This window comes from Novosphingobium sp., assembly GCF_024642085.1.
Classification (GTDB): domain Bacteria; phylum Pseudomonadota; class Alphaproteobacteria; order Sphingomonadales; family Sphingomonadaceae; genus Novosphingobium.
The window spans coordinates 1-14,370 of record NZ_JAHEBV010000013.1 but is presented as its reverse complement, the minus strand read 5'-3'; the positions used below and the strand labels follow the sequence as shown (position 1 = coordinate 14,370).

Below are 14,370 nucleotides of genomic sequence, written 5' to 3'. Positions count from 1 at the left end.
GAAGTCTTCCTCGTTGATGTGGCGTTGGTCAAAGCGATCCCGGGGAGGACACGGCTCAGACGAAAAGCTGCGTGATCCATTCGGTAATCAGCGCGGGCTTGTCCTCGCCTTCGATCTCGATGGTCACTTCGTTGGTCTGCTGCCACTGTCCCGGGCGCTTTTCGATCAGCTCCAGCAGCTTGGTATGGCTGCGCACACGCTTGCCCGAGCGCACGGGTGAGATGAAGCGGGTTTTGTTGCCGCCATAGTTGACACCCATCTTGACGTTGTCGATCCGCGCGCCTTCGGTCATCGCGCCCAGCACGGGCAGCAGCGACAGGGTCAGAAAGCCGTGGGCAATGGTCCCGCCAAACGGGGTCATCTTGGCCTTTTCCGCATCGATATGAATGAACTGGTGATCGCCGGTTGCATCGGCGAACATGTTGATGCGTTCCTGGGTGACGTCAAACCAGTCGGACACGCCGATCACTTCACCGGTCTTGGCTTGCAGTTCTTGGGGGGTCATCGGGCCTCTCCTGCCTGTCGGAAAGGCGCTGTCATGGCCCAAGCTGCGCCGCAGCGCAACACGCTGCGGCCTGCCGCTACGGCAAGGCGGCAGGGGTGACCGGGATCGGATGCGATTTAGCGGACGGTGTTTTTGCCGAATCGCGAGCCCAGCGCGGCGGGTGCCGATTGAGCCAGCGCTGCGCCGGTTTTTCCAGCCCATGGTAAAGCAGGACCGACGCCGTCAGGACCATTGCCACATAGCCGAACAGTCCAGTCCAGCCCACTTGCAGGTTGGCCCCGACAAAGGCGATCTTGAACACAATGAAAAGCAGGAAGTGGCTAAGGTAGGTCGCATAGCTGACCTCGCCCAGATAGACCAGCGGGCGCGAAGCCAGCACACCGATCAGCGTCCCGCGCCCCGTGGCCAGCGCAAACAAGGCCAATACCAAAACCGCCGGGACAAAAGCGGTTTCTGCCCAGCCCAATGTGATCCCGGACATACAGATTACCGCTGCCATAATGCCGCAAGCGAGGCTCTGACGGGCGGCGCCCGATGGTCGCCGGTACAACTCGCACAGAACCGCACCAATGCTGAACTGGATCAGGCATCGCCACAGGCCAAGGCCGGTGATGTCCGCCCCCAGGGTCCGGTGCCCGGCGCTGGCATAAAGCCCCCACAGCAGCAGCAGGCCAAGCCCGGCAATGACGGGCAACAAGGCCGTGCGCAGCCTTTGCACTGCGCCCACTGCCACCAGCAAGGGAAACAGCAAGTATGCGCCAAACTCGGTGCTGATCGACCAGGCCGGATGGTTCCAGGACAGTGCGCCGGTGAAGCCCCAGTTCTGCACCAGCAATGCATGAAGCGGCAATTCGCCCAGCGGATAGCCATCAATCGGGCGCCCGGTCGCGATCAGCAGCACAGCCAATGCGCCAAATAATGCCAGGATTGCGCCATGCAATGGCCACACGCGGGCAAAGCGCCGCCACAGGAACGGCAGCACCGCACTGGCGCCCTGCGCCGCCAGGCGCGGGGCATAATTGTACCAGATGACAAAGCCCGAAAGCATGAAAAACAGGTCGACAGCCAGATATCCTTTGGCCAGCACATCGATGGCCGCGGCGGGAAGGATTGTCGCCAGCGAAAGACGGCAATGATAAAGCACCACTCCCCAGGCTGCGATCCCGCGGATACCCGTCAGCGCGGCCAGGTGCCCGGTTGCTGGCGCAATCGGCCCGGTGCCTGATTGCCCCGTCACGCCGGCTTGACCTTCATCACCGGCCGGGCAGCTTTTGCGCTGCGCACCGGCTGATCGGTCCGCTTGAGATAGCTCCACAGCCCGCATTGCAATCCGATTATCATGAAAATGAAGGGCTGATAGGCAACGCCAACGAACAGCGCCCCAACCATGTAGACGATCTGCGCTTGCTGCAAGGCACCGGCCAGGGGCGCCTGCCACATGTTCTCTGCTCCTTCGCGCCGGCGCCAGCGCCGCTGCAAACGTTCCATTTGCCAGATCCCGGCCAGCATCAGCCACAGCCAGATGGTCAGGCCCGGCCAGCCCTGTTCGCCCAGCATCTCGAAATAGCCGGAGTGATAGGCGCGCGCCTTGTCGAAGGAATGGTTGACCTCGAAATCGACATTGTTGGCGCTGCCCCCCTGCACTTTGCGGGTTTCGACGCGGATGCTGTTGCCGCGATAAGCTTCGAATCCGCCGCCAAAGGGATGGTCCGCGACATAACGCAAGGTCCACTTCCAGACCTCGACCCGGGTTGATGCCGATTGGTCTGACGAATGGTTTTCGATCGTGCTCATCCGCTGGGTGTAGCTGGCGGGCAGAAAGGGTACTGCGACAACTGCAGCCAGTCCGGCAAGCCCGACGAACAATCCGCGCCGCTTCACGGTGCGCAGCGACAGCACGCCGATTACCGCGATACAGATCAGGCCGGTGCGGGTCTGCGTTCCGATCGGGATCAGCACTGCGGCAAATGTCAGGGCAAGACCGAACAGGAAGACCAGCCGGTCACGCGGGAAAATCGTGCCGTGGTTGACAACCCACCAGATCAGCGGGATCACCGCAACGGCAACGGTCGACAGCGTAGATCCTTCGTAGAGGCCGCTGTTGTTATCGACGAACAGGCGCAGCGTGCCATAGCCGCCGCCGCCCGCCAGCGTCTTTATCCCGCCATCAATGATAATCGCCCCGACGGTCAGCACCATGACCAGCGCTGCCGCTTCGATCCGCAGCCGCGTGCGCAGCGTCAACGGGAGGAACAGCGCGAAAATCAGCGCCTTCCACACCCACGACCATTTTTCCAGCGCTTCGGCCGGAAAATCGGCCGCCAGCGTTGTAAGTCCGCAATAGAGCAGCAGAGCGACAATCAGGCCCTGGCGCAGTGTAAAGCGGCTATCGCGCTTGTCGTCGAACAGTGCCCAGCCGGCAAAGGCCAGTATAAAGGCAACAAGTGAAACCGGAACCGCGCTTAAAAACCCCCATGAAATCCGCTGCGGCGCCAGGATATCGATGTAGAGATAGGCCAGCACCCAGACAAAGGGCCGCCGCGCACCCAAGGCGACAAACAATGCCACAAAGCCGGTAAGCGCCAGATTAAGCACGCGGCGCGTCCTTGCTGCGGAGTTTGCGGACCGGTTCGGCAGGGCCTTCGCGATCAAGTTCGGGCCGTTGCACCAGACGCAGCAGCGCAACCAGCAGGGCGGCATGGGCCACCGACAAGGCGAAGATATCAACCACGCTTTGGCGCATAGCAGCAGGCGGTTGACGCGGCGTTAAGCCTTGATGCCCTAGGGAAAGCGCCATGACCCGGGTCCTGCACGTTCTTGACCATTCCCTGCCGCTGCACAGCGGCTATACCTTTCGCACGCGCGCCATCCTGACCGCGCAGCAAGCGCTGGGGCTCGACGTGCGCGCAATAACCGGTCTGCGCCACAACGCCGGTGGACCCGACTGTGAAGAGGTCGACGGGTTGATATTCCATCGCTGCCGGGGTTCCTCAGCCGGACTGCCTGGCTGGCGCGAGTGGCAGGAAATCCGCATTCTGGCTGACGCTATCGTCAATCTGGCGCACGAGTGGCGCCCTGATCTGCTCCATGCCCACTCACCTGCGCTGTGCGGCATGGCGGCAGTGCTGGCCGGAAAGCGGCTGGGCATTCCGGTAATTTATGAAATCCGCGCCTTTTGGGAAGATGCCGCCGTTTCGAACGGCACGGGCAGCGCAGGCAATGTCAAATACCGGCTGACCCGCGCGCTGGAAAACCGTGTGGTGGCAAGGGCAGGCGCCGTTGTCACCATCTGCCGGGGACTAAAGGACGATCTTGTCCGGCGCGGCGTTATGGCGGACAAGATCACACTCAGCCCCAACGGTGTCGACTTGTCACTGTTTGGTAAAAGCCCCGCCCCCGACGCGGGGCTTGCCCGGGACCTTGATCTGGGCACCGGCCCGGTAATCGGGTTCATCGGCAGTTTCTATGACTATGAAGGCCTGGACGATCTGATTGATGCCATGCCCGCGTTGATCGAGCGGGCGCCAGACGCACGGCTGCTTCTGGTTGGTGGCGGGCCGATGGAGCAGGCGCTGAAAGCGCAAGCGGAAGCCAGTGCGGCCAGCGCCGCGATCCGCTTTGTCGGACGCGTGCCTCACAGCGAGGTTGAACGGTATTATGCCCTGATCGATGTCATGGCCTATCCGCGCAAACAAAGCCGCCTGACCGACCTTGTCACACCGCTCAAGCCGCTGGAAGCGATGGCGCAGGGCAAACTCGTTGCCGCCTCGGACGTGGGCGGACACCGCGAACTGATTACCGATGGGGTCAACGGGACTTTGTTCCGGCCTGATGATCCCCGTGATTGCGCCATGGCTTTGGCCGGCCTGCTGGCCGATCGGTCCCAATGGGACGCCCGCCGCGCAGCGGGACGCGCCCACGTCGCCGCGGCCCATGACTGGGCCCGCAACGTCTATCGTTATCAAGATGTTTACCAAGTGCAGCTAGGCAAACCCTTGCATAGCCGTATCCGCGCCGCCGCCTGAAGGCTCGGCCGGTACGGCTCTGGACCAAACAAGTACGGGGTTTCACATCGTGGCCAAGCAGCAGCGCAAGGCGCCCATTTCGAAGCCAATCACGGCGAATCCGCTGTTTCCGGCGGTCGCCGCCTTGTGGTTCGGCGCCCTGTTCGGCCTCAGCAGCATCGCGCTGCGTGTCTCGGTAATTGAATCGCTGGTCCGCATGACCATGATCGACCTTGTCGTTCCGGCTGCCGCTCCGCCGCTGGGCCTGACTGCCCGGATTCTGATCGCCCTGCTGATGGCGGCAATTGGCGCTTTGGTCGGCGCCAGCATTGCCAAACGCATCGCTAGGCCAAAATCCGAAAAGCGTGAGCGCAGCCGCAATGCGCGAAGCGTTGAAACAGATGCACCGCAGGCGGCCGGCCGCGACAACCACACCGATGCCCCCGCCCGCCGTCCGATCTTCGCGCATGAAGAACTGGGCGATGAAGCCGGTTCGCTCGCGGCGCCGTCCCCGCCTATCCAGCCAGGCCGGCGCAGGGCCCTTACGCTTGAAGATCAGTATGAGAAGTTTGTGCCTGCCGATCTGGCACCGCTTCCCGGCGGTTTGCCGCAGGTGCTCGATCTGGCCGGGACCGAACTTGATAAGCCGCCGGTGCCCGCAACGGTTCTGCCCGACTTGCAGCCCACCGTCGCGGCCGAAACCGACCTGAACGCCTACTGCGATGTCGATGCAGAGGTTGAGGGCCAGCCAGAAAACGCAGATGCCGGGGTCGAAGCCGCCAGTGAAATCCTTGCGCAACCGGCCTGCGCCCAGCATGCGGTGTTTGGTATCGAACACTTTGCCTCGGGCGGCGATCTGACCGACTTGGCACCGGATGATGGCCCCGATGAAGACAACTTTGCCGGACGCCAGGTATTCGGAATGGGGCCTGTCGAACCGCAGCAGACAGAAGAACGGCAGGTGTTTCAGACTGTGGAGGTCGCGCGCGACCAGATCGATGCCGTGTTCGCCGCAGACACGCTGAAAGCGTCGGTGTTTGATCCGCTCAATGCCGATCCGCTGTTTGGCACGCCGGGCGAAGCGCCTGCGGTTGCGGCAGCATTTGACGCCGAAACATGCGCGGTTGATCAATCTGCCGATCATGCGAAGGATGAAACTGACGCGATAGCGCCAGCTGATCGCGCCGATCCGGCGCCGCAGCCCCGACTGGTCGCACCCCCCAGCGCTGACACAGCGCAGCCGTTTCCGCCGATCGAAGACCTCGACATGGTTGCTCTGGCCCTGCGTCTGCAACAGTCGATGGAGCGGCGCCGCGCCGCGCGTGCCAGCGTGCTGCTGGACGCAAAGGTCGCCCAGGACGCCGAATCCGCCGGACTGCCCGCTGCTGGCGCACCTCTGCTGGTCGCCGGGCAGGAACCGGACAGCGCCGAACCCGAGCTTTCCACGATGCCCGCGCAGCTGCCCGAGGCCCTGCGCCCGATCGCTTTCGAAGACCTCGCCGACGAAGACGAGGACGATGACAACGACGAAGTAATGGCCAGCTTGCTTCCGCCGCGGCAGATTTTCGCTCCGGCGCAGAACGCAGCGACTGTCCAGCTGCCGGTTGTCGAACCACGGCCAGACGGCGGCCAGGAATCCGCAGCCGCAGCCGCTGGCGATGAGGATGACGATGACGATGGCTTTGGCGGCGAAAGCTATGCATCCCTGCTGTCAGCCGGCGTGCCGATCAACCGTTCGGGCTTCGTCCGCATCGATGAACCGCATATCCCGGACCATCAGGTAGAGCCGGTCGTCATTTTCCCCGGCCAGGCGGCCCGCGTAGCATTGGCTCCGCGATCCGAGGCGAACCAGCCGTTCGTCGCACCCGTGACGTCACCAGCCTTCGAGGACGCCGGACAGTTCCGGCGCTTTGACGCGCCGCCCAGCGCTGGGCACGGATTGCCGATATCTGCATCACCCAGCGCTCCGGCATTGGACGCCGAGGAAACCGAGCGGGCCCTGCGTACAGCGCTGTCCAACCTGCAGCGGATCAGCGGCGCGGCTTGATCCCGGACGGGCGCACAAGCGCCTGCAACGCTATTCATGCAAACCATGAAGCAGCCCGGCTCGGGCAGCCCCTTTTCGCAGTTGCAAAAACAGTTTCGTGTCGTCATGGGAAGAATTGGCGCAATTTTTGCTGCGTTTCGCGGCGAAGGGTGTTGTGCTTAATTGCCGGATTTTCCGCGTTTTGCGTGCTTCACGCCGCGAATCACGATGTCCGGTGCGAAAGGGATGGACACGTTAAATGGGTTTTCCGGCGCCTCAGGGGCTCTATGATCCGACCAATGAACACGACGCCTGCGGCGTCGGTTTCGTGGCCCATATCAAGGGCGCGCAGACCCACGGCATAGTCACCCAAGCCCTCGAAATTCTCAAGAACCTCGATCACCGCGGTGCAGTCGGCGCCGATCCGCTGCTGGGTGACGGCGCGGGCATCCTGATCCAGATTCCCGATGTCCTGTTCCGCAAGTGGGCGGACGGCGAAGGTTTGAAGCTGCCACAAGTTGGCGATTACGCGGTGGCCATGTGCTTTCTTCCGCAGGACGCAGCGGCGCGCGATTTCGTGGTCGGCACTTTTGAAAAGTTCATCGCCAAGGAAGGCCAGCGCCTGATCGGATGGCGCGACGTTCCTGTCGCCGCAGAAGGCCTGGGCCAGACCGTGCGCGAGCAGATGCCGGTCATCCGGCAGTGTTTTATCGCACGCGGCGATAGCTGCCCCGATGAAGCGGCGTTCGAACGCAAGATCCTGGCAATCCGCAAGCAGACCCAGAACCCGCTGAAGGCACTGGCCGAAAAGCACGACCTGCCTGGCCTGACCGAACTGTACATGCCCAGTTTTTCGACCCGTACCGTGGTCTACAAGGGCCTGCTGCTGGCAACCCAGGTCGGCGCATTCTATGACGATCTGCGCGATCCCGATTGCGTGTCGGCGCTGGGGCTGGTCCACCAGCGGTTCAGCACCAACACCTTTCCCAGCTGGAAACTGGCGCATCCTTATCGGCTGATTGCCCACAACGGCGAAATCAATACCGTGCGCGGCAACGTCAACTGGATGAACGCCCGCCGCCGCACGATGGAAAGCGAACTGCTCGGCGCGGATCTGGACAAGATGTGGCCGATCATCCCGCATGGCCAGTCGGACACTGCCTGCCTCGACAACGCGCTCGAACTGCTGCTGGCGGGCGGGTACAGCCTTGCTCACGCGATCATGATGCTGATCCCCGAGGCATGGGCAGGCAACCCGCTGATGGACGCCAAGCGCCGCGCGTTTTACGAATACCACGCTGCCTTGATGGAGCCGTGGGATGGTCCCGCCGCCGTTGCCTTTACCGATGGGCGCCAGATCGGCGCAACGCTGGACCGCAACGGCCTGCGCCCGGCGCGCTTCCTGGTCACCGACGATGATCTGGTGGTCATGGCTTCGGAAAGCGGCGTCCTGCCGATCAAGGAAGAGCGCATCGTTCGCAAGTGGCGGCTACAACCGGGCCGCATGCTGCTGATCGATTTCGCCCAAGGGCGGATAATCGAGGATGAAGAACTCAAGGCCCAGCTTTCTGCTGCCGAACCCTATGACGACTGGCTGGAAGCCGCGCAGTACAAACTCAAAGACCTTGACCTGATCGAGCCGGAACTGGCGCAGCTGCCGGTCGATACGACCAGCCTGCTCGATCGCCAGCAGGCCTTTGGCTACACTCAGGAAGACCTGTCCCGGTTTCTTGAACCGATGGCCGTGAATGCCGACGATCCGTTGGGGTCTATGGGCACCGATACACCGATCGCAGTGCTGTCCAACAAGAGCCGCCTGCTTTACGATTATTTCAAACAGAACTTTGCCCAGGTCACCAATCCGCCGATCGATCCGATCCGCGAGGAACTGGTGATGAGCCTGGTGTCCATGATCGGTCCGCGTCCCAACCTGCTGGGCATGGAAGCCGGCACGCACAAGCGGCTTGAGGTTGACCAGCCGATCCTGACCAACGACGAAGTTGCCAAGATCCGTTCGGTCGAAGCTGCGCTGGACGGCGCTTTCCGCACAGAAACGATCGACTGCACCTGGGACGCTGGAACGGGCGCTGCCGGTCTTGAACTGGCAATCAGGGAAATGTGCTGGGCCGCGACCGAAGCGGTGCTGCAGGACAAGAACATCCTGATCCTGTCCGACCGTGCCCAGGGCCCTGACCGTATTGCCATGCCCGCGCTGCTGGCCACCGCTGCGGTGCACCACCATCTGGTCCGCCAGGGCCTGCGCATGCAGACCGGGCTGGTTGTTGAAACCGGCGAAGCGCGCGAAGTGCATCACTTCTGCGTACTGGCGGGCTACGGCGCGGAAGCGATCAACCCCTATGTCGCCTTTGAAACGCTGGAAGACCTGCGGGTGCGCAAGGACCTGCCGGTTGACGCCAAGCAGGTTCAGAAAAACTACATCAAGGCGATCGGCAAGGGTGTGCTGAAGGTCATGTCCAAGATGGGCATTTCGACCTATCAATCCTATTGCGGCGCGCAGATCTTTGACGCAGTCGGCCTGTCGAGCGCTTTCATCGAAAGCTATTTCACAGGCACCGCGACCATGATCGAAGGCGTGGGCCTGGCCGAAGTGGCAGAAGAAACGGTTCGCCGCCACGCTACGGCCTATGGTGACAATCCGATCTACAAGCACATGCTGGACGTGGGCGGGATGTACGGCCTTCGCCTGCGCGGCGAAGAACACGCCTGGACCGCGCAGAATATCGCTGATCTGCAACACGCAGTGCGCGGCGGCAACTTCAAGAATTATGAAGAGTTCGCCAGGTCGATCAACGACCAGTCGCAGCGCATGCTGACGATCCGCGGTCTGATGGAGTTCCGCAAGGCCGACAAGGCGCTGGACATCAGCGAGGTTGAACCGGCCAGCGAAATCGTCAAACGCTTTGCCACCGGCGCGATGAGCTATGGCTCGATCAGCTGGGAGGCGCACACCACGCTGGCCGTGGCGATGAACCGCATCGGCGGCAAATCGAACACTGGCGAAGGGGGCGAGGACCCGGCGCGCTTTACACCGATGGCAAACGGCGATTCGATGCGCAGCGCAATCAAGCAGGTCGCCAGCGGACGGTTTGGCGTGACCACTGAATACCTGGTCAATGCCGATGATATCCAGATCAAGATGGCGCAAGGCGCAAAGCCCGGCGAAGGCGGCCAGCTGCCCGGCCACAAGGTCGACAAAACCATCGGCGCAACCCGCCATTCGACCCCGGGCGTAGGCCTGATATCGCCGCCGCCGCACCACGACATCTATTCGATCGAGGACCTGGCCCAGCTGATCCACGATCTCAAGAACGTCAACGCCAGCGCGCGCGTGTCGGTCAAGCTGGTAAGCGAAGTCGGCGTTGGCACGGTTGCGGCCGGCGTGTCCAAGTGCAAGGCCGATCATGTTACCATATCGGGATACGAAGGCGGCACCGGCGCATCGCCGCTGACCAGTCTGACCCATGCCGGCAGCCCGTGGGAAATCGGCCTGGCCGAAACCCAGCAAACCCTGCTGCTCAATAACCTGCGCGCCCGTATCTGCGTTCAGGCCGATGGCGGCTTGCGCACCGGACGCGACGTTGCCGTGGCGGCCCTGCTGGGCGCGGACGAGTTCGGCTTTGCCACCGCGCCGCTGATCGCGGCGGGCTGCATCATGATGCGCAAGTGTCACCTGAACACCTGCCCGGTCGGCGTGGCGACGCAGGACCCTGTCCTGCGCGCGCGCTTCACCGGCCAGCCCGAGCACGTGATCAATTATTTCTTCTTTGTCGCCGAGGAACTGCGCGCGATCATGGCCGATCTGGGCTTCCGCACGCTGGCCGAAATGACCGGTCGTGTAGACCGGCTCGACATGGCTCCGGCGATAACCCACTGGAAGGCCAAGGGCATCGACCTGGGTCGCATCCTGCATCAGGTTCCGCTTGGCGACAGCCCCAGCCTGAACTGGTCGCTGACCCAGGATCACGGTCTGGAAAAAGCGCTGGACAACGATCTGATTGCCGCGGCGGCAGATGCACTGAACGACCGGCAGGCGGTGGTGATCGAACGCAAGGTGATCAACGTCAACCGCACCGTCGGCGCCATGCTGTCGGGCGCAGTCGCCAGGAAGTACGGCCATGCCGGGCTTCCCGACAACACCATCAAGATCAAGCTGACCGGGGTTGCCGGCCAAAGCTTTGGCGCGTTTCTGGCCCACGGTATCACGCTGGACCTGACCGGCGATGCCAACGACTATGTCGGCAAGGGCCTGTCGGGCGGGCGGGTGATCGTTCGTCAGCCAACCCATGTCGAACGCGAGCCGACCGAGAACATCATTGTCGGCAACACCGTGCTGTATGGCGCGATCGCCGGTGAAGCGTTCTTCAACGGCGTTGCCGGGGAACGCTTTGCCGTGCGCAATTCGGGCGCGGTCGCCGTGGTCGAAGGCTGCGGCGATCATGGCTGCGAATACATGACGGGTGGCGTAGTCGGGGTGCTGGGCAAGACCGGCCGCAACTTTGCCGCAGGGATGAGCGGCGGGGTCGCTTATGTTTACGATCCCGATGGCGCCTTTGCCAAACTGTGCAACCCGGCGCAGGTCGATCTTCTACCCGTCAGTGCAGAGCGCGACGACGATGACGGTGCCGGCCGCCCGCAGCAGCGCACGGTCAGCGCAAGCGACACCGGAATGGGCGACATGCTACGTCACGATGGTGAGCGGCTGCGCGTATTGCTTGAACGCCACCACCTGCACACCGGATCGCCCCGCGCCCGCGCGCTGCTGGATGATTGGCACACGGCCGTGGGCCAGTTCATCAAGGTCATGCCGCGCGATTACGCCAAGGCGCTGAAGCAACTTGAGGCTGAGCGGCTTGAAGCCGGCTCGGTGGCCGCAGAATAACATAGGGTCACACGAACGATGGGTAAGGAAACCGGCTTTCTTGAGCTTGACCGTCTGGATCGCACCTATGCCGATCCGCAGGAACGGCTGAAGAATTACAAGGAGTTTGTCGTCCCGCAAAGCGAACCGGCGCTGCGCGCGCAGGCTTCGCGGTGCATGAACTGCGGCATTCCCTACTGCCACAACGGCTGCCCGGTGAACAACATCATCCCCGACTGGAACCACCTGGTCTACGAAGGGGATTGGCTCAATGCGCTGGAAGTACTGCATTCAACGAACAATTTTCCCGAGTTTACGGGACGCATCTGCCCCGCTCCGTGCGAAGCGAGCTGCACGCTCAACATCGTCGACCAGCCGGTAACGATCAAATCGATCGAATGCGCGATCGTCGACAAGGGCTGGGAAAATGGCTGGATCGTGGCCCAGCCGCCCGAAAAGCGCACGGGCAAGACAGTAGCGGTGGTCGGTTCCGGCCCGGCCGGCATGGCCGCCGCGCAGCAGCTGGCCCGCGCAGGTCATTCCGTCACGATATTCGAAAAGAGCGACCGGATCGGCGGATTGCTGCGTTACGGCATACCCGACTTCAAGCTGGAAAAGCACCTGATCAACCGCCGACTGGTGCAGATGGAAGCCGAAGGTGTCCAGTTTCGCACTTCGACTGAAGTTGGAGTAACCATATCGGTTTCTTCGCTTCGGGAAAACTTCGACGCGATCGTTCTGTCGGGCGGCGCGGAACAGCCGCGCGGCCTTGAAATACCTGGCGCCGAATTGCCGGGCGTGCGCCTGGCAATGGAGTTCCTGACCCAGCAGAACAAGCGCAATGCCGGCGACGAGGAAGTCCGCGCCGCTCCGCGCGGAACCTTGACCGCGACCGGCAAGCACGTGGTGGTAATCGGCGGCGGCGATACCGGCAGCGACTGCGTTGGCACGTCCAACCGCCAGGGCGCAGCATCGGTCACCCAGATCGAGATCATGCCCAAGCCCCCTGAAAAGGAAGACAAGGCGCTGACCTGGCCCGACTGGCCGATGAAGCTGCGGACATCCTCCAGCCACGAAGAAGGTGTCGACCGCGACTGGGCGATCCTGACCAAGCGCGTTGCCGGCAGTGACGGTCAGGTGACCGGCCTTGACTGCGTGCGGGTCGAATGGGCCGGCGGCAAGATGCAGGAAGTGCCGGGCAGCGAGTTCACGCTCAAGGCTGATCTCATTTTCCTCGCCATGGGTTTTACAGGACCGCGCAAGCAGGGCCTGCTCGACCAGGCCGGGGTTGATCTTGACGCACGCGGCAACGTCGCCGCCAATGTCGCCGATTACCGCACCAGCGATCCGCAGATCTTCGCCTGCGGCGATATGCGCCGCGGGCAAAGCCTGGTGGTTTGGGCGATCCGCGAAGGCCGTCAGGCGGCGCGCGCGGTCGATGAGGCCTTGATGGGTGTGAGCGAGCTGCCACGCTGACACCGCGCGCCGCTTGCCTTTGATGACGGCGGCGTTACCGCGGCCGCGATGCGCATCGCCTTTCTTTCCTGTCCCGAAACCCTGCCCGGCTCGCCCGCACGCCGTCCCGATGCGTTCGAACATGACCTGCTGTTCGATGCGCTGTCCGCCGGGCTGGACGGCCGCGCCGAAATCACCGCGATCGACTGGCGCGCGCCGCTCGGCAGCCTTACTGCCTTTGACGCTGCTTATCTTGGCACGCCGTGGGACTATACCGATGCCAAAGACGCGTTCCTGGACCGGCTCGACGCGCTGGAATCCGCCGGAGTATCGCTTGCCAATCCTGCCGGAGTGGTGCGGTGGAATGCCGATAAACTGTATCTGAGGCAGCTGGCGCAGCAGGGTGCGACATCGATTCCGACCCTGTGGCCCGACCGCGCCGGACCAGCCGACGTGCTTGCCGCCTTCGACCACTTCGCGACCGATCGCGTTGTGGTCAAACGCCGGGTAGGCGCAGGCGCGATCGGGCAGGACAGCTTCACCCGCGCAGCCCCGCCCGCAGCAGACTGGCAGATCGACCAGGCGGCGATGATCCAGCCATTCCTGCCCGCGATCCAGCAGGAAGGTGAACTGAGCTTCATCTTCATCGACGGCCAGTTCAGTCACGCGCTGGTCAAGCGCGCCAGCGCAGGGGATTACCGCATTCAGTCGCTTTACGGCGGAAGCAAGGTGCCGCTTGATCCGGTCCCAGCCGACCGCGCCGCCGCCGGGGCGATCATGGCCATGCTGCCGTTCGACAAGCCGCCCGTCTATGCGCGGATCGACATGGTAAGGCTGGACAGCGGAAATCTGGCGGTGATCGAGGCCGAACTGATTGAACCCTATCTCTATCCCGAGCAGGGTCCGCAATTTGGCCGCATGCTGGCCGATGCAATCCTGCGCAGGCTGGACTAGGCGACCAGATCTATCGCCGCAGGCGGCGAAAGCGGCCACGCACGTCGCGGCGGTATGTCAGCCGGCGGGGTCCAAAGAAACGGTTATGCAGGTAATTCCAGATCCAGGGGCCGCGGTCCGGCGGCATGCGCTGCAGGGGATCAAACGAAAGATCGTCATCGTCCGCGCCGGGCGCAAGCAAAAGGTAGCGCACAAATAGCGCCGAAAGCCCTACGCAAACCAGCAATCCGGCCAGCGCGGCAACAAGGATCAACCATAGCGGCACAGCTGCCAGTCCCGTTTGTTGCGTGGACTGACGATAGCTTGGCGTGATGCCCCGACAAATCGCTCTTCCGGGCTAGTTGCTAGCGCAAAAGTCGAAACGCGGCGCCCCATCACCGAGCCGCCAGTCAATGGAGCCGCGGCCGCGCGCTTCAAGAAACGCGTTGGCCTTGCCAAAGTGGCCGCTGCCGAACCAGCCGCCATGCGCGGACAGCGGACTGGGATGGGGCGCCGTCAGCACCAGATGGTGGGTACCCGCGCCCAGTCCCTGCACGCGCTGCGCCTT

9 protein-coding genes and 1 pseudogene are annotated in these 14,370 nt (G+C 63.0%); 5 read left to right on the top strand and 5 right to left on the bottom strand.

Going from position 1 to position 14,370, the window contains the following annotated elements; all coding sequences use genetic code 11:
- Positions 1–55: 55 nt before the first annotated feature.
- From Q0L62_RS07335 to Q0L62_RS07320, 4 genes are all read right to left on the bottom strand, one after another.
- Positions 56–505 carry a MaoC family dehydratase gene (locus Q0L62_RS07335; RefSeq protein ID WP_296678430.1) on the bottom strand — a complete coding sequence of 150 codons (450 nt, stop codon included), beginning with the start codon at positions 503–505 and terminating at the stop codon, positions 56–58.
- Positions 506–581: 76 nt separating this feature from the next.
- Entirely contained in the window at positions 582–1,742 is a 1,161-nt protein-coding gene (locus Q0L62_RS07330; protein ID WP_296678428.1) for an acyltransferase, read from the bottom strand.
- Positions 1,739–3,100 carry a DUF5935 domain-containing protein gene (locus Q0L62_RS07325; RefSeq protein ID WP_296678426.1) on the bottom strand — a complete coding sequence of 454 codons (1,362 nt, stop codon included), beginning with the start codon at positions 3,098–3,100 and terminating at the stop codon, positions 1,739–1,741. Before Q0L62_RS07325 ends, Q0L62_RS07330 begins: the two co-directional genes overlap by 4 nt.
- Positions 3,093–3,236 carry a hypothetical protein gene (locus Q0L62_RS07320; protein ID WP_296678424.1) on the bottom strand — a complete coding sequence of 48 codons (144 nt, stop codon included), beginning with the start codon at positions 3,234–3,236 and terminating at the stop codon, positions 3,093–3,095. Before Q0L62_RS07320 ends, Q0L62_RS07325 begins: the two co-directional genes overlap by 8 nt.
- A gap of 64 nt (positions 3,237–3,300) precedes the next feature.
- Here Q0L62_RS07320 and Q0L62_RS07315 point away from each other — a divergent pair, with 64 nt between their 5' ends.
- From Q0L62_RS07315 to Q0L62_RS07295, 5 genes are all read left to right on the top strand, one after another.
- On the top strand, positions 3,301–4,530 hold the full coding sequence (locus tag Q0L62_RS07315) for a TIGR04063 family PEP-CTERM/XrtA system glycosyltransferase (protein WP_296678421.1): 1,230 nt from the start codon (positions 3,301–3,303) through the stop codon (positions 4,528–4,530).
- Between the two features lie 49 nt (positions 4,531–4,579).
- Positions 4,580–6,556, top strand: coding sequence for a hypothetical protein (locus Q0L62_RS07310; RefSeq protein WP_296678419.1), 1,977 nt, complete (start codon positions 4,580–4,582; stop codon positions 6,554–6,556).
- Positions 6,557–6,794: 238 nt separating this feature from the next.
- Positions 6,795–11,435, top strand: a complete 4,641-nt coding sequence (gene gltB, locus Q0L62_RS07305) for a glutamate synthase large subunit (RefSeq protein WP_296678417.1) — start codon at positions 6,795–6,797, stop codon at positions 11,433–11,435.
- 18 nt (positions 11,436–11,453) lie between these two features.
- On the top strand, positions 11,454–12,890 hold the full coding sequence (locus Q0L62_RS07300; protein ID WP_296678413.1) for a glutamate synthase subunit beta: 1,437 nt from the start codon (positions 11,454–11,456) through the stop codon (positions 12,888–12,890).
- Positions 12,891–12,938: 48 nt separating this feature from the next.
- Entirely contained in the window at positions 12,939–13,823 is an 885-nt protein-coding gene (locus Q0L62_RS07295; RefSeq protein WP_296678412.1) for a hypothetical protein, read from the top strand.
- 337 nt (positions 13,824–14,160) lie between these two features.
- On the opposite strand, the pseudogene Q0L62_RS07290 reads toward Q0L62_RS07295, so the two are convergent.
- A pseudogene (locus Q0L62_RS07290) lies at positions 14,161–14,370 on the bottom strand (hypothetical protein); the annotation flags it as partial.

What these genes read in the sequence shown, in the direction of transcription:
- Q0L62_RS07335 (WP_296678430.1), bottom strand. Translation starts at nt 505, where the DNA reads ATGACCCCCCAAGAACTGCAAGCCAAGACCGGTGAAGTGATCGGCGTG.
- Q0L62_RS07315 (WP_296678421.1), top strand. Translation starts at nt 3,301, where the DNA reads ATGACCCGGGTCCTGCACGTTCTTGACCATTCCCTGCCGCTGCACAGC.
- gltB (WP_296678417.1), top strand. Translation starts at nt 6,795, where the DNA reads ATGGGTTTTCCGGCGCCTCAGGGGCTCTATGATCCGACCAATGAACAC.
- Q0L62_RS07300 (WP_296678413.1), top strand. Translation starts at nt 11,454, where the DNA reads ATGGGTAAGGAAACCGGCTTTCTTGAGCTTGACCGTCTGGATCGCACC.
- Q0L62_RS07295 (WP_296678412.1), top strand. Translation starts at nt 12,939, where the DNA reads ATGCGCATCGCCTTTCTTTCCTGTCCCGAAACCCTGCCCGGCTCGCCC.